The following is a 22,649-nucleotide window of genomic DNA, read 5'->3' on the forward strand; positions in this document are numbered from 1 at the left end:
TCATGGACCGGCCCGTTCTGAACAGCATGTTGCTCGGCAGCACCGACCCCGACCGTCTCAAGACGTGGTACCGCGACGGCTTCCACGCAGAGACGGACGGCTACGGCAATCTCAACCTCGGTGGTTTCGGCCTGGTGATCGAGAAGCGCGACGACGTCGCCGGCCGTACCGCCGAACCAGGCCGGGTGGTGATCAACTTCGCCATCGACGACATCCAGGCGGCGGCCGCGCATCTGCGCACCCTCGACGTGGAGTGGCTGGTCGAGCCCGAGGATCGGGGCGTCGGCTGGTTCGCGACGATGATCGACCCGGACGGCAACTACGTCCAACTGATCCAGATGAAACCCGAGTACTACGCGAACGCTTGAAGATCAGGCGATCCCGCGAACCAGGCAACCCCCGCCCGCGCCGCCGCCATGCTCACCTGGCCCTGAGCCGGGCGGGGGGCCGTGCCCCCCTCGCCGCCCCGCTGTGGCTCCGGGCACTGACCGGGTCGGGGGAGGCGGGGCGGGGACCTCGCTCGTGCGAGCGAGGTCCTGGCCGGTCCGCTGAGTCAGACTGGTGGAGTGCTCGGACTGATCGATGGCTGGTTGGCGCGGCTGGGGATCCCCGGTCCGCGGCCGGTCGACCGCGCCATTGACGTGGGCCTGGTGCTCGCCGTCGCTGTCGCCACCTCGGTACCGTTCATCGGCGCCGCTCCGGGTAAGGTGACCGCCCTCGGTCTGCTCCTGAACCTCGCCACGGTGATCCCGCTGCTCTGGCGCCGGCGCGCTCCCTTCGCCGTGATGGTGATCGTCGGCGCGGCCGCCACCGCAGTCTCGGTGTACCACCGTCCCGGGCAGAACCTGCAGTACGCCGGGCTGCTGGCGATCTACACGGTCGCCAGTCTCGGCCGGAAACGGTGGCAGCGGCTCGGCGTACTCGTCGCCATCCTCGTCACCTTCCCGCCGGCCTCGTTGCTGCTGAAGCACAACGACCTCGACGAGTTCATGTTCACCCTGCTGCTTCCGCTGGCCGCGTTCCTACTGGGCTCTCTCGAGCGGACCCGGCGGGAGCATGCCGAGACCCTGCGCGAACGGACGGAGCAACTCGAACGCGAGCGCGTCGCCGAAGCTGCCCGCGCGGCGGCGGAGGAACGCGCCCGCGTCGCTCGCGACATGCACGACATCCTGGCGCACGCGGTCAGCCTGATGGTGGTGCAGGCCGAGGCCGGCCCGGTCGTCGTACGGCGTGATCCCGAGCGGGCGGAGCAGGCTTTCGAGGCGATCGCGGACGCCGGGCGGGACGCGATGACGCAACTCCGGCGGCTGCTCGGCGTGCTGAAAGCGGACGAACCACAGCGACTGCCGCAGCCGACCCTGGACGAACTGCCCGAGCTCGTCGGCGGGACCGCGTCGCTCGAGGTGACGGGTGTCCGGCGGCAGGTGCCGCCGGACACGGAGATCGCGGTGTACCGGATCGTCCAGGAGGCGCTCACGAACACCGTGAAGCACGCCCGCGCGCAGCACGTAACAGTACGGCTGGACTGGTCGGCCGACGAGCTGGAGGTCTCGGTGATCGACGACGGGCAGGGGCCACTGGCAACTGTTGCCGGAGGCCACGGACTGGTCGGCATCCGGGAGCGAGCGGTAGCTTGCGGCGGTACTGCGGAAGCCGGGCCGCGTCCGGGTGGTGGCTTCGAGGTTCGGGCCAGATTGCCTTGTCCAGAAGGAGTCCGATGATCCGGGTGGTACTTGCCGACGACCAGGAACTCGTCCGCAGCGGGTTCGCGATGATCCTCGAGGCGCAGCCCGACATCGAGGTGGTCGGCGAGGCTGGCGACGGCGCCGAGGCGGTCGAACTGGTGCGCGCCCACCGTCCCGAGGTTGCGCTGCTCGACGTCCGGATGCCGCGGATGGACGGACTCGCGGCGGCCCGTACGATCTGCGCCGGCACCGCGACGAAGGTGATCATGCTGACCACCTTCGACTCCGACGACTACGTGTACGACGCGTTGTACGCGGGAGCGAGCGGATTCCTGCTGAAGGACGTCCGCCGCGACGACCTCGTGCACGCCGTCCGGGTGGTCGCCGCGGGGGAGTCGCTGCTCGCGCCGAGCGTCACCCGCCGGTTGATCGCGGATCTCACCCGCAACCGCCCGCGCAGTGGTCCGGCGGCGAGCCTCGACGTGTTGACGTCGCGCGAGCGGGAGACGCTGGTCCTGCTCGGCCGCGGCCTCTCGAACGCTGAGATCGCCGCGGCCCTGACGGTGAGCGAGCACACGGTGAAGACGCACGTCAGCAACACCCTGGCCAAGCTGGGCCTCCGCGATCGGGTCCAGGCGGTGATCGCCGCCTACGAGACCGGCCTGATCACTCCCACGACCTAGTGTCGGCAGCAAGTTGGTCCTCGGCGGCGAGGTGCTGGCCGGGCCGGCTCACCAGCATGGTGACCATGACCAAGACCTTCGTTGCCGCACCGCTCCTTTTCATTGCCTATGGCATCATCCGGTGGATCGACGGCGCCGATGGCGACCACGGCCCCGGCCCCGCCTGGACCATCGGCCACCTGCTCTTCCTGACCGGCTTCATCCTGTACGCCGTGGCGCTGTTCGTCCTGCGCGGGTTGCTCGCCCGAGCGCGCGAGGTGAGCCTGGTCGCGCTCGTGGCCGGACTGATCGGCGTCGCCGCGTTCATCCGCGTGATCGTGATCGACCTGATCGCGGGATTCCGCGCCGACGACCACGCCGCCATGTCCGTGATCGGCGACGAGTACGACCGTTGGCCCGGCGACCTCGGCCTGTACGACACCCTCCACACGGTCGGCCCGCTGCTGTTCCTGGCCGGTCTGCTCACGCTGGCCGTGCTCCTCACCCGCGAACGCTGGCTACCGGTGTGGTCCCCGGTGCTCCTGCTGCTGGGGTTCATCACCATCACGATCAACCTCGACCTGATGCCCCTCGGCGGCGCCTTCCTCCTCGTCGCTCTGCTGCCACTCGATCTCGCGGACAGAAAAATCCGCGCCGGATCGAAGGCCGCTGGCTAGCCTGGCGGAATGGATTCGCGGGGAGCGATCGAGCAGTTCCGGATCGAGGTGCCACAGGAAGCGATCGACGATCTGCGCGAGCGGCTGGAGCGCGTCCGGTGGCCCCGAGCGCTCCCTTCGACCGGTTGGGAGCGTGGGGTGCCCGTCGACTACCTACACCGGGTTGTGGCTAGGTGGCTGGAGTATGAGTGGCGGAGCTGGGAGGAGCGGCTCAACGCGTTCCCGCAGTTCACCACCCGCATCGACAGCCAGACGATCCACTTCCTGCACGCGCGGTCGCCCGAACCCGGCGCGCTCCCGCTGATCCTGACGCACGGCTGGCCGGGCTCGGTCGCGGAGTTCCTCGACGTGCTCGGCCCGTTGACCGATCCCGCCTCCCACGGCGGTGACCCGGCCGATGCCTTCCACGTGGTCGCCCCATCCGTCCCGGGCCACGGCTTCTCCGTCCCACTGAAGGAACCCGGCTGGAACCACCAGCGGATCGCCCTGGCCTGGTCCACGCTGATGGCAGGCCTCGGCTACCCGCAGTACGGCGCTCAGGGTGGTGACACGGGGTCGGTGGTGTCGCCGCTGCTCGGGCGGATCGACCCGGACCACGTGGTCGGCGTACACCTCAATGGTGGGCTGGCCTTCCCCGCTGCGAGGCCCGGGGACTTCGACAACCTGAGCGAGCGCGACCAGGCCAAGCTCGCGGCAGCGGAGCACACCCGGGCCACCGGCACGGGGTACGCCGAACTGCAGTCGACCAAGCCGCAGACGGTCTCGTTCGGTCTGAGTGATTCACCTGTCGGGCAGCTCGCGTGGATCCTCGAGAAGTTTCACGAGTGGACCGATCCGGCTCGCCCGTTGCCGGAGGACGCGGTCTCGCTCGACCACCTGCTCACCGACGTGTCGATCTACTGGTTCACCAACACGAGCGCGACCTCGGCCAACCTGTATTACGAGAACCGCCACGCGCCTGCGGATCCGCCGCCCTCCACCGTGCCCACTGGAGTCGCCGTGTTCCCGACCGATCCCTCGATGCGGCACATCCTCGAGCGGGAGCACCACGTCACCCACTGGAGCGAGTTCGACAGAGGCGGCCACTTCGCCGCGCTGGAAGCCCCCGACCTCCTCGTCGACGACATCCGCGCCTTCTTCCGTCCGCTCCGCTGACCCTCAGCAGTACGAGCGGCACCCGCGATCGACCCCGTACGCCGTTCGGGCGCGCGCGACCGCCTGAACCGGCGACAACGTCTTGCCGTCGTGCCACGCGTTCAGGTAGCTCTGCGGCGGGACCGACCCGCGCCGGATCCACCACTTGCCCGCCGCTGTCGGCCAGCTGATCCCGAAATGCAGATGAGCCGGCGTTGCCCGAGCGCTCCCGGTCTTCCCCGTCAGCGCCAACGTCTGCCCGGCCCTGACTTGAAGGCCGGGCTTGATCCCCGGCGCGATCGCCGAGAGGTGCGACCCGTAGTACCGGACCCCATCGACCCCCACAATCGACACCGACAACCCGCCGCGATCCCGGCCCACATTCGTCTTCGGGTCCCACCCATCCACCCGAGTCACCTCGTCAACCCGCCCGTCCACAGGCGCCACGAACCGGCACCCCACCTTTGCGAAGATGTCCGAAGCCGGATAGTCATGATGACTCTGCGAAGCAGACGCCTTACATCCGCCGACGGGGAACACGTAGACGATCGGTCGCGTCCGGCTCGGCCGGGCGGTCGGAGGCGGCGTAGGCGTGACGACGTTCCTTGCCGTGGACGACTCGCCGGCAGAGGGCACGACACCCAGATCCCCGCCACGGGAGGTGTCGTCGTTGCGAGAGGCAAGGGCGACCACGACGCCGACCACCCCCACCAACACGGTCGCCAGCACCACCGCCCACACCTGCCGTCTCATCCGCGCCATTCAAACCGGGTCCGGCCACTGTGTCCATTCCCGCTCGCAGATGCGACATCGTCGCAGAACAAGGAAAGTGGGGCAGGAGGTGGCTTGTGAGGTTCATGTGGAGAACACCTTGCTGTCACTCGGAAAGGCGATGATCCCGGCGGTTTCCGCCATCCGAGAGGACGCACGATGGGACACTCGCACGCTCACCCGCACGACCATGAGCCCGATCACGAGCACGGCCAGGGTCACGGGCATGGGCACGGGCATGGACACGGTCACGACCACCATCACCCGAACACAGAGCTGGACGCGGCCACGGCGGCGGCGTTGGACGAGTCGATCCCGGACAGCGAGCTGTCGCCCACCGAGATGTCCCGCCGCGGGCTGCTCCGGTCCGCCGGCATCCTCGGGGGCACCGCCGCGCTCGCCGTCTCCGGCGCCCAGTTCGCGGCCGCGCACAAGCCGGAGAACTTCGTGTTCGAGCAGGGCAAGCGTCCCAACGTGTGGCTGGCTGGTGACCACCACATCCACACGCAAATGAGCTCCGACGGCATGTACCGGGTGATCGACCAGGCCCGGCACGCGGCCGCGTTCGGGCTCGACTGGCTCGTCATCACCGACCACGGCAGCGCCACCCACGCCCGGATCGGCGTCGACCTGGTGAACCCGCAGATCAAGGCGGCCCGGTCCGAGCTGACGGACACGCTGATCTTCCAGGGCCTGGAGTGGAACATCCCGGCCGCCGAGCACGGCACGGTCTTCGTCGCGCCGGGCAGCCGTGAGGTCGAAGTACTGAAGCAGTTCGAGAACAGCTACGACGGCAGCGTGAAGAACGCGGGCGCGAACACCCCGGTGAACGAGGCCCTCGCCGTGTCCGGCATCCAGTGGCTCGGCCAGCAGGTCGACCGCCGGCGGGTCCAGGACGCGCTGTTCCTCGCCAACCACCCGGCCCGCAACGGCATCGACAGCCCGCACGAGATCCGCAACTGGCGGGACGCCGACCCGCGGATCGCCGTCGGCTTCGAGGGCGCTCCCGGTCACCAGGCCGCGGGTCTGCCGAAGGGCATCGGCGCCGCGAGCGCCCGCGGCTTCTACGGCAACACGCCGGGCGCGAACTCCTTCCCCGGGTACCCGGCCGAGAGCTACCGCACCTGGGGCGGGTTCGACTGGATGACCGCGACCGTCGGCGGGCTGTGGGACAGCCTGCTCGCCGAGGGCAAGCCGTGGTGGATCAGCGCGAACTCCGACTCGCACGTGAACTGGAACGAGACCTCGCGCCGTCCGGACGGTTCGGACCAGGCGCAGTCCGACCGCGACGGCCGCTACATGGACCCGGTCTACGGCAACACCGTCAACCAGACCGCCGGAGACTTCTGGCCGGGCTTCTACAGCCGCACCCACGTCGGTGCGAGCCGGCGCGACTACCTGTCGGTGATGGAGGGCCTGCGCAACGGCCGGATGTGGGTCGACCACGGCGCGCTCGTCAAGGGCGTCGAGGTTGAGGTCCGGGAGTCCGGCCAGCGGTACGGCGAACCGTTGGGCGGCGCGCTGCACGTACGCCGGGGTCGCTCGGTCGAGCTGGTCGTGCGGATCACCGCGCAGACCATGCCGAACTGGGCGAACTTCGTGCCGACCCTGAACCGGGTGGACGCGATCCGCGGCTCGGTGAAGGGCACGGTCAGCGACCGGGACACCTTCAGGGCGCCCGACACCAAGGTCGTCCGGCAGTGGGACACCTCGGGCAAGCGCGGCACGTTCGAGCTGGTGCTGCCGCTCGGCAAGGCGGAGGAGCCGTTCTACGTGCGCGTCCGCGGTACCGACGGGAACCGCAGCCAGGCCGGCTACCTCGGTGCGGCGATCGACCCGAAGGGCCCGCAGCTCGACGTGGTCGGCGACGCGGACCCGTGGGCCGACCTGTGGTTCTACACGAACCCGATCTGGATTCTGCCGAAGCAGTGATCATCGCCGTCGACGCGGACAGCCGGGACACGCTCGAGGCCGAGCATCTCCTGCACCAACTGCTCGCCACCGTGTCCGGTCCGGTCGTCGCCTGCACCCACCTGGTGCCGGGTGGCGACCGGCCGCACCTCGCCGTCTCCATCTCCGGTTCGGACCTGGGTCCACTCGGCGGCGGGCTGGGCTCCGACCCGATCGCCGACAAGGTCGGCTCGGCAATCATCCGGGCCGGCGCGGCCGAACCAGTCGTCGCGGGCCCGAGCCAACTCGTCCGCGGCGCCTATGTCGCCGCCGTCGAAAGCGCACTCGGTACTGCGGGACGCCTGGTCAGGTTTCCCGGTCAGGAGCAGGCCCGGGGGATCCTGACCGCGGCCGAGCTCCGCGAACGCGGTGGCATCGACGAGGTGGAAGCCCTCGGCGGTCTCCCGGTCGAGGACGACACCGTGATCGACACGCTCGACTTCGTCCGCCCCATCCGCCGCAACGGCCGGGTGGTCCTCCTGGTCCAGCCGGCCGCCGGCGGCGTACTCATTCCGTTCGAGGTCGAGCACCAGCACAAGTGCTGCGTCGACCACTAGTGTCCCGTAAAGGGAGACAGCTCTCAGAAACCGCCTCCGAAGTCATTGAGCGAGAACTTGTCGCGCGAAGTTCCACAACGCAGGCACAGCTGGTGCCGCTGCCCCTCCTCGTTGCGCTCGGTTCTCCACCTGTGTAAGCCGAGAAGACACTGAAGTGGCTTCTTCATCTTCGGAAAGTAGGACGATCGGGGCGGCCGAAACAGACCTCAGCTCCGGATCTCCCACGCGTCCGAGTCGCGGAGTACGTCGGGTAGCGGGCCGATGACACCGAGCCGTTGAGTGCAGCGGGTCAGCGCTACGTACAGGTCCCGCAGTCCCCGGGGTGACTCGACCAGGATGCCCTCCGGGTCGACCACCAGCACCGAGTCGAACTCGAGTCCCTTGGCCCCGGCGACGGTCAGCACCGTGACATCTGCGAGGCCGCCGATCGCCTCCTGCACAATCTCCAGCCGATGCCGCGAGGTGATCACCCCGACCTGTCCGTGCTGCACCTCTGCACCGGCCGCCTTGCCCGCGTAGGCCGCCTGCTCCGCGGCCGGGACCTCCACGTGCCAAGGCTTCACGCCGGTGGACCGGACGGAGCGAGGCGGCTCAGCGGTCGGGTCGACCTCGCTCAGGACGTGCGCGGCCAGCTCCATCACCTCGGCCGGCGTCCGGTAGTTCAGCGTCAGCTCCGCGAGCCGCCAGCGGTCCCCGAACGTCGGCGCGAGTGCCTGCTCCCAGCTGGTACCGCCACCGGCCGCACCCGTCTGGGCGACGTCCCCGACCAGCGTCATCGAGCGCAGCGGGCAGCGCCGGGCGATCGCACGCCACGCCATCGGCGACAACTCCTGCGCCTCGTCCACGATCACGTGCCCGTAGGTCCAGCGGCGATCGACCGCGGCCCGCTCTGCCAGCGTTCGATCGTCCCCGGCCTCGTACCGCGCGGCGAGGGTTTCCGCGTCGAGGATGTCCTTGGCGCTGAGGATCTCCGCCTCGTCGTCCTCGTCGTAGTCCGTCGATCCCGAGCCCGACAACACGTCCAGGGACCCTTGGGCGTAAGCGATCGCCCGGGCTCGCTCCGCGCGTTCGCGGGCCCGGTCGCGCCCGTCGTCGCCGAGGAGCTCGGCCGCCTCGTCGAGCAGTGGGACATCGGCCTGGCTCCAGTCGTCGCCGTACCGGAGCAGGTGTTCGCGGTCCAGCGGGCTGAGTTGCGGAGCCGCCGACGCCAGCCGGTCCTCGTCGCCGTACAGGTCGACCAGCAGGTCCTCCGGAGTGAGCAGCGGCCAGAGGCGGTCGAGCAACGCCACGACGGCTGGCTCGGCCTCCACCTCGGCGCGTAGTTCCTGCAGGTCGTAGTCGTCGAGCAGGTTCTCGCCGCCGAGCGGGTCCTCACCGATGATGTCCGCGTACTGGCCGGTCAGCGCGTCGATGATGTCCTTCAGGAAGAACGGCCGGGCCTGGTTGTGCGTCAGCCGGCGGGCGCGAGCCCTGGCGCGGGCGTCCTCGAACAGCGACGGATCCAGCCGCAGTACGGTCCGGTCGACGGTGAGCTCGAGCGGCCCGGCCGGCACCCACTGCCGGTCGGCGACCGCGGTCTCGATAGCCTCGGCCATCACCGCGCGGCCCTTGACCTCGGACACCTCGGCCGGCTCGGGCCGGTTCGCGGTCAGGCCCGGGTAGAGCTCCGCGATGGTGACGAGCCGGACGCCGTCCTCGCCGAGCGACGGCAGCACCTGGCCGATGAACTTCAGGAACGTCGGATTGGGACCGACTACCAGGATTCCGCGTTTTTCGAGTTGCTCGCGATGTGTATACAAAAGGAAAGCCGCGCGATGCAGCGCGATTGCCGTCTTGCCGGTGCCGGGACCGCCCTGGACCACCAGCACCCCGGCCAGGTCCGAGCGGATGATCCGGTCCTGATCGGCCTGGATCGTCCGGACGATCGACTCCATCGTGCCGGTCCGCCGGGCCTCCAGCGCGTTCAGCAGCACCGCCTCGCCGACCACCCCGCCACCGGGCTGGGACGCGCCGTCCGCGGTCCGGTCCAGGTCGAGCTGCTCGTCCTGGACGTCGACCACCTGGCGGAGCCGGGTCTGGATGTGCCGGCGGCGCACGATGCCGTGATTCGCCACCGCTGTGGCGATGTAGAACGGCCTCGCCACCGGAGCCCGCCAGTCCACCAGGAGCGGCTCGTAGTCCTCGTCGTGCAGACCGATCCGGCCGATGTGCAGCACCTCGCCGGACTCGTCGTCCAGCCGGCCGAAGCACAGGCCCTCCTCGGCCGAGTTCAACCGCGACAGGCGCGCGTTGAGGTCGCGGATCCGGCCGTCACGCTGGTGCAGGGCCTGCGCGTTGCGGGTGCCGGCGATCTGCTCGTCGCCGCGGCGACTCTCCGTACGCTCCCGCTCACGGTCGAGCGCCGTATAGAAAGTCGTCAGGTAAACCTGTTCAGCCTCGACCGGATTCAGCAATTCTAACCCCTCGTGATAAACTATCCTTCGCAGGTTCCCAGAGCCGATTTCCTTCATTTCTCTGGTGGTAGCCACAAATCCTCGACTTTACCGCATTTCGCCCTTTGCTGCGCCCGTTCGAAAGGGCACCATCTGGTCATGAGGGTCCATCACATCGTCCCGCCGTACCTGCTCGAGCACCTCGAGCGGACCGCGGATGACCCGAACCTGCGCGCTCGCTACCGCCAGTCGCTGCAGCACGACGCCGTGTTCCGGGCCCGGCCTTCGGCGACTCAGCGCCAGGATGCCGCTCCTTTCCAGGATGAGGGGCCCACACAAGGGCCGCGACGAGTCGTCCACGATGCGGAGCACGGCACCTCGCTGCCTGGCACCGTGGTCCGCGCCGAGGGCGACCCCGCCACCACGGACCTGACGGTCAACCAGGCGTACGACGGGACGGGTGCGACCTGGGCCATGTTCCAGGAATGCTTCGGGCGCGACTCGATCGACGGCGCGGGCCTGCTGCTGAGCTCGACCGTGCACTTCGACCGGGGCTACGCGAACGCCTTCTGGGACGGCACGCAGATGGTCTTCGGCGACGGGGACGGCGAGATCTTCGGCGACTTCACCCGGTCCATCGACGTGACGGGCCACGAACTCACCCACGGCGTCACGCAGTACACGGCCGACCTCGCCTACGAGGGACAGTCGGGCGCGCTGAACGAGAGCATCTCCGACGTCTTCGGCTCGCTGGCCAAGCAGCACCACCGCGGCCAGAGTGCCGCCGACGCCGACTGGCTGATCGGCGCCGACATCTTCCGCCCGGGCGTCAGTGGCGTCGCGCTGCGCTCGCTGAAGGCGCCGGGCACGGCGTACGACGATCCGCGGCTGGGGCGGGATCCGCAGCCGGCCCACATGTCCGGGTACGTCGAGACCACCGCCGACCACGGCGGCGTCCACATCAACTCGGGCATCCCGAACCACGCCTTCTACCTGGTAGCGATGGCTCTCGGCGGCAACGCGTACGGGGACGCCGGCCGGATCTGGTACGACACCCTCACTTCCGGCGAGTTGTCGGAGACGGCTACCTTCATCGACTTCGCCCAGGCCACGCTCGCGGCCGCTGAGACTCTCTTCGGCGCTGACTCCCCGCAGGTCTCCGCTGTCAGCACGGCCTGGACCGAGGTAGGCGTCCTCCAGTCCGACAGCTCGGAGCCGTCCCAGCCATCGGAGCCGTCGGAGCCGGAAAGGTCGCAGCCGTCTGGGTCGGCGGAGTCTGTCGAGTTGATGCGGGCCGCGAAGACGGCCCTCTCCACGGGCACTCCGCCGCGGCCACCCCCGTTCATGCCTCCGACCCCTGACCAACCGGCCGAGCCCGCCGAGCCCGACCCGGCGACCGCGGACCCAGACACCCCTGCCAACCACTCCCACCCCGAGACATCCGCATCCGGATCGGACTAGACCGCGCACGTACGACGATCGCCCCGCCCACCACTGAACACCGACGGGCCGCTGGTTTGACCTCAAGTCTTGTTGAGGTACTACGGTCCGAAAAGTGACTGTTCATCCGCTGCGGCTGGTCCTGCTCGTCCGGAACTCCGAGGCGGGGAAGTTCGGCACGATCGTGGCCGACTGGTTCGGCCGGCAGGTGGAGCAACGCGACGACTTCAAGCTCGATCTGGTGGATCTCGAGCGGACTCCGTTGACCGAACTGCCCGCGCGGATCGACGAGGCCGACGCGATCGTCGCCGTCTGCCCCGAGTACAACCACGGCTACCCCGGCGACCTGAAGACCGCGATCGACGCCGTCCGCCGCCCGTGGTACGCCAAACCCGTCGCCTTCATCGTCTACGGCGGCCGCTCCGGGGGACTCCGCGCCGCCGAGCAACTCCGCCAGGTCTTCGGCGAGCTCCACGCCGTCACCATCCGCGAAACCCTCAGCTTCCACCAGCCCACGGACCCCTTCACCCCCGAGGGCACGCCGACCGACCCCACCACCCCGCAGGCGGCGACCACCCTCCTGGATCACCTGGCCTGGTGGGCCCGCCCCCTCCGCGAAGCCCGCACCACCACTCCCTATCCCGCCTGACCCGGCCCGCCCGCTGACCGGAATACAGGTCGGAGGAATAGGGGTTGGGGAGGGGTGGTTGGGTGTTAAACGTGAGTGTCGAAGGTATGCCGCTGTCCGTGCTCGACCTTTCGCCCGTGCCGACCGGGACGCGACCGTCCCAGGCGCTGCACGAGACCCTGGAGCTGGCGCGGACCGCCGAAGCCGCCGGGTACCAGCGGTACTGGCTCGCCGAGCACCACAACATCCCGAGCGTGGTCAGCTCCAGTCCTGAGGTGATGATCGCGGCCGTCGCCGGGGCGACCTCGACGATCCGGGTCGGCTCCGGCGGCATCATGCTGCCGAACCACTCGCCGCTGAAGGTCGCCGAGACATTCCGCGTGCTGGGCGGCCTCTACCCTGACCGGATCGACCTCGGCATCGGCCGAGCCCCCGGTACCGACCAACGCACCGCCCTGGCCCTCCGCCGCAGCCGCGAGGCGCTGGGCGCCGACGACTTCCCCGAGCAGTACACCGAACTGCGCGCGTACGCCGAAGGCTTCCCAGCGGGCCACCCGTTCGCGCCGATCTCCGCGCAGCCGGACGACGTACCGCTGCCGCCCGTGTGGATCCTCGGCTCCAGCGCGTACGGCGGCCAGGCGGCTGCGGCGCTCGGCACCGGCTTCGCGTACGCCGGCCACTTCGGCACCCTCGACCCGGCAGGCGTGATCCGCACCTACCGCGAGATGTTCCAGCCCTCGCCCGAGCAGTCCCAGCCGCACGCGATCCTCGCCCTGGCTGCGATCGTCGCCGAGACCGAGGAGCGCGCCCAGGCTCTCGCCCGAGCCAACGAACTCTCCATGCTCCGCCTCCGCTCAGGCCGTCCTGGTCCGCTCCCGTCTCCCGAGGAAGCCGCGGCCTACCCGTGGTCCGAAGGCGAACGAGCCGCTGTCGAGGAATGGTCGGGCCTGGTCTCAGTCGGCACCCCGGACGAGGTAGCAGCCGACCTGGCCCGCAGAGCGGAATCGGCCGGCGCCGACGAGCTCATCATCACCACCAACATCCACGACCCGGCCGAGCGCCGCGCCTCCTACACCCTCCTCGCCAGAGCCTGGAACTTGAAGCCCCGTTAGCCCTTGGCAAGTGAGCTGGTGGGCATTGACGCGGAAGCCATCGACCCCCGAGTTGCTCGTCTGACGCGTCAGGGGGTTGGGATGCCTCGGACGTGCTCGAAGATGAGGCTGGTTTCGGCGTGGCTGACCGCAGGATCTGCGGTGAGGTGGTCCAGGACGAACTCGCGGAGCGCGTCGGGAGAGGCCGCCGCCACGTGCAGCAGGTAGTCGTTGGCTCCGCTGACGTGGTAGAGCGCGAGGACGCCGGGCAGGCGGGGAGCCTGGTGGCGGAAGCGGTCGATCTCGTCGCGTGAGTGGGCGCCGATCCGGATCGCCACCATCGCCTGCAACGGCTGCCCGAGCGCCGCCAGATCCACGTCCGCGTGGAACCCGCGGATGACGCCGCGCTCGCGGAGCGCGCGGACCCTCGTCAGGCAGGTCGACGGCGCGATCCCGGTCGCCTCGGCCAGTGCGTTGTTCGGCATCCGGCCGTCGGCCGTCAGCAGCCGGACCAGCTCCTGATCGACCTCGTCGAGCGCAGCGGACACCGGCCGTGGGGCCGGTCCAGGCGTCCGACGATCCTTCGGCATGCCCCCACTGTAAATGTCATCCACAGAATCCACAGCGTGTGGACAAGTCTGTGGACGAATTTTCTTCGGAACTATTGCGCTCAATCTGCAGAAGATTCCATCCTCGCCTCACCCGAAGGAGGCGAAGATGACTCAGCCAGACACCCGCTCCGTGCACGCCGGCCGTGACGACCTCACCGCGCTCGGCGTCCACGTCCCGCCCATCGACCTCTCCACGACCTACCCGCTGCCCAGCGTGGCCGTCGGCGGCGCGTCGTACGACGCGTTGGCGCTCGGCAACGGCCCGGACGGCGGCAGCCTCGTCTACCAGCGGCTGTGGAATCCGAATGTCGCCCGCCTCGAGCAGGCGCTCGCCGAGCTCGAGCAGTGCGAGGGAGCCGTCGCCTTCGGCAGTGGCATGGCCGCCCTCACCACCTGCCTGCTGGCGACCGTTGCGGCGGGCCGCCCGCACGTGGTCGGCGTCCGCCCGCTGTACGGCGGCTCGGACCACCTGTTGTCCACAGGCCTCCTCGGTACGACGGTCACCTGGACCAGCCCGGGTGGCATCGCCGAGGCACTCCAGCCGGACACCGGACTGGTACTGGTGGAGACCCCCGCCAACCCGACGGTGGAACTCGTGGACATCGCCGAGGTGGTCCGCCTGGCCAACGGCGTACCAGTGCTTGTGGACAACACCTTCGCCACCCCGGTGCTCCAGCAGCCAAGGGCGCAGGGGGCCACGTTGGTCCTGCACTCGGCGACGAAGTACCTCGGTGGGCACGGCGACGTGATGGGAGGTTTGGTTGCTGCCGACACCGAGTGGACCGCTCGGCTCCGGCAGGTCCGCGCGCTCACCGGAGCACTCCTGCACCCGCTGGCGGCGTACGAGTTGCACCGCGGGCTCCAGACGCTACCGGTACGGGTACGCGCGCAGCAGGCCACGGCAGCCAAGGTGGCCGACTGGCTGAGCACCCACCCAGCTGTGGACAAGGTGTATTACCCCGGCCTCCCCGAGTGCGACCCACGCGGGCTGATCGGTCGGCAACAGGCAGGGCCGGGGGCAGTACTGGCCTTCACCACAGCAGGCGGGTATGACGCCGCCGCCCGGGTGGCCGCGTCGCTGCGGCTGATCACCCATGCGGTGTCACTGGGTGGGGTGGACACCTTGATCCAGCACCCGGCCGGGCTGACTCACCGGCTGGTCGGGGACGAGGCCAAGCCGCACGCAGGGCTGCTGCGGCTCAGCATCGGCCTCGAAGACCCGGACGACCTCACCGGCGATCTGGCTCAAGCATTCGCTCAGCAGTAGCCGGAGTACCTCACGCCGGAACGGGTGCAGGAGGACGCGTCAGCACCTCGTCGACGATCCCGTACTCCTGCGCCTGGTCCGGGGTGAACCAGCGATCCCGGTCGAAGTCCGTCTCGATCCGGTCCAGCGGCTGCCCGGTCCGGTCGGCGAGCAACCTGGCCAAGTCCTGCTTGGCCAGGATCATCTGCTCCGCCTGGGTCTTGATGTCGGTCGCGGTCCCACCCATGCCGCCGAGCGGCTGGTGCATCATGATCCGCGAGTGCGGCAGCGCGAACCGCTTGCCCGGCGTGCCGCAGGTCAGCAGCACCTGGCCCATCGAGGCGACCAGCCCCATCGCGTACGTCGCGACGTCGTTGCTGATGAAGTTCATCGTGTCGTAGATCGCCAGCCCGGCCGACACCGAGCCGCCGGGGGAGTTGATGTACAGCGAGATGTCCGCCTTGGGGTCCTCGGCGTTCAGCAGGATCAGCTGGGCACACAGGGCGTTCGCGTTCTCGTCCTTGATCTCTTCGCCGAGCACGACGATGCGCTGCCAGAGCAGGCGCTGGTAGATGTGGTTGTCGAGGGCATTCGGTGACGTGGTCTCGCTCATGTCTCCAGCGTGGGTGCCACGCGGCGGTATGGCCCGGGAATCTGCCCTTGGCAGATCTGCCCACCGCAGACCCGGGCGGGGTGGCACACTCGGTACAGGACATCGGACCGAGGAGGACCAGACGTGTTGCTACGCCAGGTGATCGGAAACGTCTTCCGCCGGCTGCGGCGCGAGCGGGGGATCACCCTGCGCGAGCTCGCCGAGCAGGCCCAGGTGTCGGTGCCCTACCTGTCCGAGATCGAGCGCGGCCGCAAGGAGCCCTCCTCGGAGATCCTGGCCGCGATCTGCCGGGCGCTGGACCTCGAGCTGTCCGACCTGCTCGCCGAGGTGCAGTTCGACCTCGCCACCGCCGTGCGGGCCACCGTGCCGCTGCGGCTGCAGACCTCGTCGATCCGGGTGGCCGAGTCGTCGCCGCAGCGCACCGTTTCGTCCCCTGGGGCGTACTCGACTTCCGCGCAGGCGTTCGCGCTGGTCGCCTAGGTAGTGCTCCGGTGGCTAGGTAGTGCTCTGGTACAGCAACCCGGCCGCTCGGTCGTGGCGCTGCTCAGCTTCGCCCGCTGACGTCCTGGCCTTCCACCAAGGCCTGCCCGACTACCGGCCCACGCCGCTTACCGCAGTACCGGCGTTGGCTGCCGAGCTCGGTGTCGGCCGCGTGCTGGTGAAGGACGAGTCGCAGCGGCTGGGTCTGCCGGCCTTCAAGGCGCTCGGCGCCTGGTGGGCCATCAACCGCACGTTGCAGGACCAACCGGACGTGACCCGACTCGTTACCGCGACCGATGGCAACCACGGTCGTGCAGTAGCCCGCATGGCCGCGATGCTCGGCCTTGAGTCGCACGTGTTCATCCCGTACTTCGTGAGCGCCCTCGCGATCGAGGCCATCCGCTCCGAGGGCGCCACCGTCACGATCATCGAGGACTCGTACGACGCTGCTGTGGTTGCTGCGGCCGAGGCAGCCACCGGTAGCGCTGTGCTGATCCAGGACTCGGCTTGGCCCGGCTATGAGGTCGTGCCGCAGCACATTGTCGACGGGTACTCGACCTTGTTCCGCGAGATCGACCTGCAGCCCGATCTGGTCGTAGTACCGATGGGTGTGGGGTCCCTGGCTCAAGCGGCTGTCACTCACTACCGCAGCGAGTCCCCTGCGCCGGCGGTTCTCGGGGTAGAGCCCGCACGGGCCGCTTGCATCACCAGTAGCCTGCTGGCCGGCGAGCCCGTCACGGTGGAGACCAGTACAACCGCCATGGCCGGTCTGAACTGCGGTACGCCGTCCAGCCTCGCCTGGCCCGTACTGCGAGCCGGGCTGGACGCATCCGTCACCGTGGAGGAGGGCGAGGCACTCCAGGCTGTGGAGGACCTCGGCGCCGCGGGGATCTCCTCGGGCGCGAGTGGAGCCGCCACGCTGGCCGGCGTACGAGTGGCGCGTGACAAGTTGCTGTTGACCGAAGCCAGCACCATCGTCCTGATCAGCACCGAGGCGGCGCCGCTCAACCCCCGGGATTGAGCACGGCGGTCAGGCGCTCAGTCGACACGCACGAGATCAGGCACCGCTCCTTCGCGTCACCCAGCAAGTCCGCGGTCCACCGGGTGAACCCGCCGTCGCCGAGATCGGCATCACCCAGGCCCACGCCGAGCGCAGTACCGAAGTAGTAGTTCGAGCCGTTGACCCGCTCCGCGTCCTCGGCGAACTCCACCTTGAGCGCGGGCCGCACGGTGTCGTCGATCCGCTCACTGACCGCGGACCGCGCGAACGTGGTGAAGGTCAGCCGCGCCTCATCACCCAGTACGTCGTGCCAGAAGCGCAGGTGGTCGACCAGCATCTCCGCCTCGACCCGTCCCGAACCGGTGTCCCGCGCGCTCGACACCAACGCGAACAACTGGAAGTGCGCGAACAGCCCTGGCCCGTCGACCGCTTGGGCGCGAACCACCCGCTGGCAGGCGGCGAGATCCACCCGGGTCTGACCGGCGCGTCGGCGTACGGCGGCTTCGATCGCGAGTTCGTTGGTCGGGTCGCTCGCGACCTCAGTACTGCGGATGGTGCTGACCACTCGGTTCTGGTCGATGGTCGCGACGGACGAGCAGGTGCCGAGCGGGGTGACCGGAGACAACTCGACGCCCGCGAAGCGCTGCGGCAGGCGTTCCCACAGCATCGCCTGCGTCTTCACGAGTGCTCGCGGATCCACTGTGGACGGCCGGACGAACCGGTCCTCCTGCCAGCGCCGCATGACTCGCGCGGGCGTGACGGCCGCGGCCCGGGCGCGGCTGACCTCCAGCAGGACCGTCTGCAGTTCCGACGGGCTCACTCCAGTGGTCAGACCCTCCCGAGCACCCTTCGGCAGCCTCCGCCAAACCCGCTCGCCAACGTCGCTCATTCCCCAACCCTGCCGGATCCTCCGTGGGTTGGCTTCCGAATTATCCGCCGGGGCTGGACGAGCAGGTGTCTGTACCTACTAGTATGTACGGCAGTCGAAGAGAGGGAGCAGGCCCGTGTACGCGATGCAGTACGAGATCACCTTGCCGGCGGACTACGACATGGGGATCATCCGACGGCGGGTGGAGACGTTGGGCGCGCGGACCGACGACTTCGAGGGGCTCGGGCTGAAGGCCTACCTGGTCCAGGACCAGGCGAACGGCGCGACCGTGAATCAGTACGCGCCCTTCTACCTGTGGAACGACACCGCCGGGATGAGCCGGTTCCTGTGGGGTGGTGGCTTCTTCAGTGGGATCTGCAAGTCGTTCGGGCGGCCGATTGTGCGGCACTGGACCGGGGTGGACACCCTGGCCGGGCCCGACATCGACCAGCCCGCGGTGGCCGCCACCAAGCACACGTTGATGCTGCCGCCCGACAACGATCCAGCCGAACCCGTCGCCGAGGCTGCCGATGTTCTGCGGAGCACGGCCGCGATGGCTGGCGTCCACAGCTCGGCGATCGCGGTGGACCCGACCCGGTGGGAACTGGTCCACTTCACCTTGTGGAGCGGCGAACCGGGCATCGTGCCGGGCACGCGGTACCAGGTGCTGCAGTTGTCCACACCCGGCACAAAAGAACTGTTCCGGCAGTGACTTCCCGGATACCTTCTTAGGCATGACGTACTCGAGCCCGCACCTTTGACCTCCTGACCGCCTAGCTGCTCCGAGCCCCCCGATCCACCGACCGGGAGGGCTGCGATGAGCGCCGTACCGCGAAGCCTGTCCGCCCGCATCGTCGCGTACGAGGCGCTGCAGGACTTCATCCCGCTGTATCCGCTGTACCAGTTGCTGTTCACGGATCACGGGCTGTCGGCGGCCGAGATCTCGACGCTGTTCATCATCTGGTCGACGACCGCGTTCCTCCTCGAGGTGCCCTCGGGCGCCTTGGCGGACACGTTCTCCCGCCGCAGACTGCTGATCCTCGGCTCGGTCCTCAGCGGACTGGGCTTCGCCAGCTGGATCGTCGTTCCGTCGTACACCGGGTTCGCGCTGGGCTTCGTCCTCTGGGGTGTCAGCTCCGCGCTGATCTCCGGCACCTTCGAAGCCCTCGTGTACGACGAGCTCGCCGCGCGCGAGGCCGCCGACAGGTATGCCGGGCTGCTCGGCCGGGCGAGGTCGGCCTCGCTGGTCCTCAACCTGGCGGCCACTCTGCTGGCAGCTCCGCTGTACGAACTCGGCGGTTACCCCCTGGTGGGTGCCGTCAGCTTGCTCAGTTGCCTGATGCAAGTAGTTGTAGCCCTGTCCCTGCCGGAGGCGGCGCGTGTCGCCACGGCTGACGAAACGGAGGAGGTGGAGCCTGGCGCCAGGCACGGGCCGCTGGGTCGGTACGCGCTGATGCTGCGCTCGGGTCTGGCCGAGGCGTCGACCAGCCGTACTGTCCGGAAGGCAGTTGCCCTGGTCGCGTTGCTGGGTGGATTCTTGGCCTTCGACGAGTACTTCCCCTTGCTGGCAAGGGATGTCGGGGCGTCGACGATGCTGGTGCCGTTGCTGATCGCCGGCACAGTGGCTGCCCAGGCGATCGGCGGTGCGCTCGCAGGTCCGGCGTACCGGAGGCGCTCGTCGTTCTTCGGGGTGGCGCTGGGGCTGGCTGCCGGGTTGCTGGCCTGGGGGTCGCTGAGCGGGACGGCGCAGGGCTTCGTGCCGATCGCAGTCGGCTACGGGGTGATGCAACTCGTCATCGTCGTGGCCGAGGCGCGGCTGCAGGACGCCATCCAGGGTCCTGCTCGGGCGACGGTGACGTCGGTGTCGGGGCTGTTCGCCGAGGTGTTCGCGGTGGCGGTCTACGCCGGGTTCGCGCTCGGGTCGGTCTGGCTCAGCCTGCCGATCCTGGTCGCGGGGCTGACCGTGCCCCTGCTGCTGACGGCGCTGATCACCCCGTTCACCCTGCCCCCGCCCGCAGTTCGTGCCAACGACGATGCCGACGATGTTCACCTGCCAGGCCCGACGCCGCGGGGCTCACACCCGGGGGGTCCCGGGCGTTGAATATTCGGTGCCGGCCGAACGGTGGGGCGCCTACGGTCGGAGGGTGATGATGACGGATCGGCGGCAAGGGTTGCTCGCTGCGGGAGCGGCAGGCGTCACGGTGGTGCTCTGGGCCTCGGCCTTCGTGGCGATCCGGCATGTGGGACACGAGTTCTCGGCGGGTGCGCTGTCGCTGGGGCGGTTGCTCGTCGGAAGTCTGCTGCTCGCGGCGTTTGTGTTCAGCCGGCCTCGGCGCTGGCCAGCCCGCGGTGACTGGAAGTTGCTGTTGGTCTGCGGGCTGTTGTGGTTCGGCGTCTACAACGTGGCGCTCAACGAGGCCGAGCAACGACTCGACGCAGGTACCGCCGCAATGCTGGTGAACATCGGCCCGCTGCTGATCGCGCTGCTCGCCGGTCTGCTGCTGGCCGAGGGATTCCCGCGGCAACTGGTGATCGGAAGCATCGCCGCGTTCGGTGGCGTCGTCCTGATCGGCACGTCCTCGTCCGAGGGCAAGGCCGAGACCTGGGGCGTGATCCTCTGCGTAGCGGCCGCCATCGCCTACGCCATCGGCGTCGTCGCCCAGAAGCCGCTGCTCGGACGCCTTCCGGCTCTGGAGGTGACCTGGCTGGCCTGCACGATCGGCGCCATCAGTTGCCTGCCCTTCGCCCCGGCCCTCGTCCGCGAGACGGCCGACGCCCGACCATCCACGATCTGGTGGGTCGTCTTCCTCGGCGCGTTCCCCACCGCCTTGGCGTTCACCACCTGGGCCTACGCCCTCGCCAGGACCAGTGCCGGGAAGATGGGCGCCACCACCTACCTGGTCCCACCCCTCACGATCTTCCTGGCCTGGCTCCTCCTGGACGAGGCTCCCGCCCCGCTCGCCTTCGCCGGCGGCGCGCTCTGCCTCCTCGGCGTCGCCATCTCCCGCCACAAGCCCAAGAACAAGACCCGTCAGGCCTCCACCCCATCGCCCGGCGAGACCGTCCCAGCCCCAGACTGACCGCGCGCCCCGCCGTACTCGGTCAGGTCTAGGTAGCGGTGAAGCCGTTGACCAGCGTGGTCAGGCCGGACTCGAATCCCTCGGTGAAGTCGTAGTGAAGGCCTTCTTCGCCGAGGGATTCGACCACCCGGCTCAGCGTCGGAGCCTTGCCCGGTGGAAGGTTCTGGACCCGGGTCAGCAGATCCGGGGCCAGGTCGAAGGTATCGGCGCGGACAGCCGCTTCCCCGAGGGAGAAGCCGTGGATGAAGTCGATCAGGGTGTTCACAGACTCGAAGATCTGGCGTGGCGAGAGTCCGGCGCGATCCAGCGCTCGGTAGAACGGCTCGACCGTGGTCACGACGACGTCGGAGACCGCGGATGTGTCGGAGAGGACCTGGAGCGCGAGGTTCGGGTGAGCACGAAGGGCGTTCCGATACGCGCGGGCGGCGCCCTTCAACTGGTCCTGCCAGGGGACAGCCTCGCCCGGGTCGGGTGAGTCGACCTCCGCGAAAACCAGTTCGGCCAGCCCGGCGAAGACCGCCGCCTTGTTCGGCAGATGGTGGTAGATCGACATCGGGTTCACGCCGAGCGTGGCGGCGAGCCGGCGCATCGTCATCGCGTCGATGCCCTCGTCGTCCACGATCCGCAGCGCCGCCTCGAGGATCGCCTGCCGGCTGAGCCGCTCCTCGCCCGACCGCGGCCGACCACTCCGCCCGGGACCAGCCTTGCCAGCATTAACCATACGTCGTATGGTACAGAAATCATACGTCGTATGGCTAGCTGGGCAGTCCGGGCGTTTCGAGGAGGGAGCAGGGCATGAGTGAGAAGCCGTTGACGGGGAAGGTGGCACTGGTCACCGGGGCGACCCGGGCGGCAGGGCGCGGGACTGCTGTTCAGCTGGGCGCCGCCGGGGCGACCGTCTACGTGACGGGGCGGACGACTCGCGCGCAGCAGTCGGAGATGAAACGGCCGGAGACGATCGAGGAGACCGCGGAACTGGTGGACGCGGCGGGCGGCCACGGCATCGCAGTACAGGCGGATCACACGGATCCTGAGCAGGTTCGTGCCCTCGTCGACCGGATCGAGGCCGAGCAGGGCGCGTTGCACATCCTGGTGAACGACATCTGGGGCCAGTCGGGCGAGCCGGACTGGAACAAGACGGTCTGGGAGTCGGACCTCGACAGCGGCCTGCGGTTGTTCCGGCTCGGCGTGGAGACGCACGCGATCACCAGCCACTTCGCGCTGCCGCTGCTGATCAAGTCGCCGGGCGGCCTCGTGGTGGAGATGACCGACGGAACCAACGACTACAACGCGACCAACTACCGCGTCTCCTTCTTCTACGACGTCGCCAAGGGCGCGGTGAGCCGGATGGCGTTCGCTCTGGCGCACGAGCTCGCACCGCACCAGGCAACCGCCGTCCTGCTGTCGCCCGGGTGGTTGCGGTCCGAGGCGATGCTCGACGGCTTCGGCGTCACCGAGGCGAACTGGCGGGACGCGACCAAGGCGATCCCGCACTTCGCGATCTCGGAGAGCCCGTCGTACGTCGGCCGCGCGGTCGCCGCCCTCGCCGCGGACCCCGAGGTCGCGCGCTGGAACGGCAAGTCAGTGTCGAGCGGTGAGCTGGCCAAGGTCTACGGGTTCACCGACCTCGACGGCAGCCAGCCCGACGCCTGGCGCTACATCGTCGAGGTCCAGGACCCCGGCAAGCCGGCCGACGCCACCGGCTACCGCTGAGCCAGCTCCGC

23 protein-coding genes are annotated in these 22,649 nt (G+C 69.2%); 17 read left to right on the forward strand and 6 right to left on the reverse strand.

What is annotated here, in order from left to right; genetic code table 11:
- Positions 1-2 precede the first annotated feature (2 nt).
- From EV644_RS11285 to EV644_RS11305, 5 genes are all read left to right on the forward strand, one after another.
- Complete coding sequence (locus EV644_RS11285; protein WP_132191722.1) at positions 3-368, forward strand: VOC family protein; 366 nt, start codon at positions 3-5, stop codon at positions 366-368.
- 198 nt (positions 369-566) lie between these two features.
- Positions 567-1,721, forward strand: coding sequence for a sensor histidine kinase (locus EV644_RS11290; RefSeq protein ID WP_132191721.1), 1,155 nt, complete (start codon positions 567-569; stop codon positions 1,719-1,721).
- Positions 1,718-2,368 carry a response regulator gene (locus EV644_RS11295; protein ID WP_132191720.1) on the forward strand — a complete coding sequence of 217 codons (651 nt, stop codon included), beginning with the start codon at positions 1,718-1,720 and terminating at the stop codon, positions 2,366-2,368. The genes EV644_RS11290 and EV644_RS11295 overlap by 4 nt, the downstream gene beginning before the upstream one ends.
- Before the next feature lie 65 nt (positions 2,369-2,433).
- On the forward strand, positions 2,434-3,024 hold the full coding sequence (locus EV644_RS11300) for a hypothetical protein (protein ID WP_132191719.1): 591 nt from the start codon (positions 2,434-2,436) through the stop codon (positions 3,022-3,024).
- A gap of 9 nt (positions 3,025-3,033) precedes the next feature.
- Entirely contained in the window at positions 3,034-4,179 is a 1,146-nt protein-coding gene (locus EV644_RS11305) for an epoxide hydrolase family protein (RefSeq protein WP_132191718.1), read from the forward strand.
- A 3-nt stretch (positions 4,180-4,182) separates the two neighbouring features.
- Here EV644_RS11305 and EV644_RS11310 read toward each other — a convergent pair whose 3' ends face one another.
- Positions 4,183-4,911, reverse strand: coding sequence for a M23 family metallopeptidase (locus EV644_RS11310; RefSeq protein WP_132191717.1), 729 nt, complete (start codon positions 4,909-4,911; stop codon positions 4,183-4,185).
- 177 nt (positions 4,912-5,088) lie between these two features.
- Between EV644_RS11310 and EV644_RS11315 the strand changes: the two genes are divergently transcribed.
- Positions 5,089-6,861, forward strand: coding sequence for a PHP domain-containing protein (locus EV644_RS11315; RefSeq protein WP_132191716.1), 1,773 nt, complete (start codon positions 5,089-5,091; stop codon positions 6,859-6,861).
- Positions 6,858-7,436, forward strand: a complete 579-nt coding sequence (locus tag EV644_RS11320) for a hypothetical protein (RefSeq protein WP_132191715.1) — start codon at positions 6,858-6,860, stop codon at positions 7,434-7,436. Before EV644_RS11315 ends, EV644_RS11320 begins: the two co-directional genes overlap by 4 nt.
- A 206-nt stretch (positions 7,437-7,642) precedes the next feature.
- On the opposite strand, the gene EV644_RS11325 is transcribed toward EV644_RS11320, so the two are convergent.
- Positions 7,643-9,889, reverse strand: coding sequence for a HelD family protein (locus EV644_RS11325; RefSeq protein ID WP_199239747.1), 2,247 nt, complete (start codon positions 9,887-9,889; stop codon positions 7,643-7,645).
- 138 nt (positions 9,890-10,027) lie between these two features.
- On the opposite strand from EV644_RS11325, the gene EV644_RS11330 reads away from it, so the two are divergent.
- The 3 genes from EV644_RS11330 to EV644_RS11340 all read left to right on the forward strand — a co-directional run bounded on the left by EV644_RS11330 (position 10,028) and on the right by EV644_RS11340 (position 13,048).
- Complete coding sequence (locus tag EV644_RS11330) at positions 10,028-11,329, forward strand: M4 family metallopeptidase (protein WP_132191713.1); 1,302 nt, start codon at positions 10,028-10,030, stop codon at positions 11,327-11,329.
- A 94-nt stretch (positions 11,330-11,423) separates the two neighbouring features.
- Complete coding sequence (locus EV644_RS11335; protein WP_132191712.1) at positions 11,424-11,957, forward strand: NADPH-dependent FMN reductase; 534 nt, start codon at positions 11,424-11,426, stop codon at positions 11,955-11,957.
- A gap of 71 nt (positions 11,958-12,028) precedes the next feature.
- Positions 12,029-13,048 (forward strand): LLM class flavin-dependent oxidoreductase, encoded by a 1,020-nt coding sequence (locus EV644_RS11340; RefSeq protein WP_241998866.1) that lies wholly within the window; start codon positions 12,029-12,031, stop codon positions 13,046-13,048.
- A 68-nt stretch (positions 13,049-13,116) separates the two neighbouring features.
- Here EV644_RS11340 and EV644_RS11345 read toward each other — a convergent pair whose 3' ends face one another.
- A complete protein-coding gene (locus EV644_RS11345) occupies positions 13,117-13,617 on the reverse strand; it encodes an Lrp/AsnC family transcriptional regulator (RefSeq protein ID WP_132191711.1) in 501 nt (166 codons plus the stop codon).
- 127 nt (positions 13,618-13,744) lie between these two features.
- Here EV644_RS11345 and EV644_RS11350 point away from each other — a divergent pair, with 127 nt between their 5' ends.
- Positions 13,745-14,905, forward strand: coding sequence for a trans-sulfuration enzyme family protein (locus tag EV644_RS11350; RefSeq protein ID WP_132191710.1), 1,161 nt, complete (start codon positions 13,745-13,747; stop codon positions 14,903-14,905).
- 10 nt (positions 14,906-14,915) lie between these two features.
- Here the strand turns inward: EV644_RS11350 and EV644_RS11355 are convergent, their stop codons facing one another.
- Complete coding sequence (locus EV644_RS11355) at positions 14,916-15,497, reverse strand: ClpP family protease (protein WP_132191709.1); 582 nt, start codon at positions 15,495-15,497, stop codon at positions 14,916-14,918.
- Between the two features lie 123 nt (positions 15,498-15,620).
- Here EV644_RS11355 and EV644_RS11360 point away from each other — a divergent pair, with 123 nt between their 5' ends.
- Both EV644_RS11360 and EV644_RS11365 read left to right on the forward strand, forming a co-directional pair.
- Positions 15,621-15,977 (forward strand): helix-turn-helix domain-containing protein, encoded by a 357-nt coding sequence (locus tag EV644_RS11360; RefSeq protein ID WP_132191708.1) that lies wholly within the window; start codon positions 15,621-15,623, stop codon positions 15,975-15,977.
- Between the two features lie 22 nt (positions 15,978-15,999).
- Positions 16,000-16,998 carry a pyridoxal-phosphate dependent enzyme gene (locus EV644_RS11365; protein ID WP_132191707.1) on the forward strand — a complete coding sequence of 333 codons (999 nt, stop codon included), beginning with the start codon at positions 16,000-16,002 and terminating at the stop codon, positions 16,996-16,998.
- On the opposite strand, the gene EV644_RS11370 is transcribed toward EV644_RS11365, so the two are convergent.
- Positions 16,982-17,866, reverse strand: coding sequence for a hypothetical protein (locus EV644_RS11370; protein WP_199239748.1), 885 nt, complete (start codon positions 17,864-17,866; stop codon positions 16,982-16,984). The genes EV644_RS11365 and EV644_RS11370 overlap by 17 nt on opposite strands.
- A 124-nt stretch (positions 17,867-17,990) precedes the next feature.
- Between EV644_RS11370 and EV644_RS11375 the strand changes: the two genes are divergently transcribed.
- From EV644_RS11375 to EV644_RS11385, 3 genes are all read left to right on the forward strand, one after another.
- Positions 17,991-18,557 (forward strand): DUF4865 family protein, encoded by a 567-nt coding sequence (locus EV644_RS11375; RefSeq protein ID WP_199239769.1) that lies wholly within the window; start codon positions 17,991-17,993, stop codon positions 18,555-18,557.
- Between the two features lie 105 nt (positions 18,558-18,662).
- Positions 18,663-19,946, forward strand: a complete 1,284-nt coding sequence (locus EV644_RS11380; protein WP_241998864.1) for an MFS transporter — start codon at positions 18,663-18,665, stop codon at positions 19,944-19,946.
- A gap of 46 nt (positions 19,947-19,992) precedes the next feature.
- Positions 19,993-20,925: a DMT family transporter gene (locus EV644_RS11385; protein WP_241998881.1), complete on the forward strand. Its 933-nt coding sequence runs from the start codon at positions 19,993-19,995 to the stop codon at positions 20,923-20,925.
- A 28-nt stretch (positions 20,926-20,953) separates the two neighbouring features.
- On the opposite strand, the gene EV644_RS11390 is transcribed toward EV644_RS11385, so the two are convergent.
- Positions 20,954-21,646, reverse strand: coding sequence for a TetR/AcrR family transcriptional regulator (locus EV644_RS11390; RefSeq protein ID WP_132191705.1), 693 nt, complete (start codon positions 21,644-21,646; stop codon positions 20,954-20,956).
- Between the two features lie 74 nt (positions 21,647-21,720).
- On the opposite strand from EV644_RS11390, the gene EV644_RS11395 reads away from it, so the two are divergent.
- Positions 21,721-22,638: an SDR family oxidoreductase gene (locus tag EV644_RS11395; RefSeq protein WP_132191704.1), complete on the forward strand. Its 918-nt coding sequence runs from the start codon at positions 21,721-21,723 to the stop codon at positions 22,636-22,638.
- Positions 22,639-22,649: the final 11 nt, after the last annotated feature.

This window comes from Kribbella orskensis (genome assembly GCF_004342085.1).
Lineage (GTDB): Bacteria > Actinomycetota > Actinomycetes > Propionibacteriales > Kribbellaceae > Kribbella > Kribbella orskensis.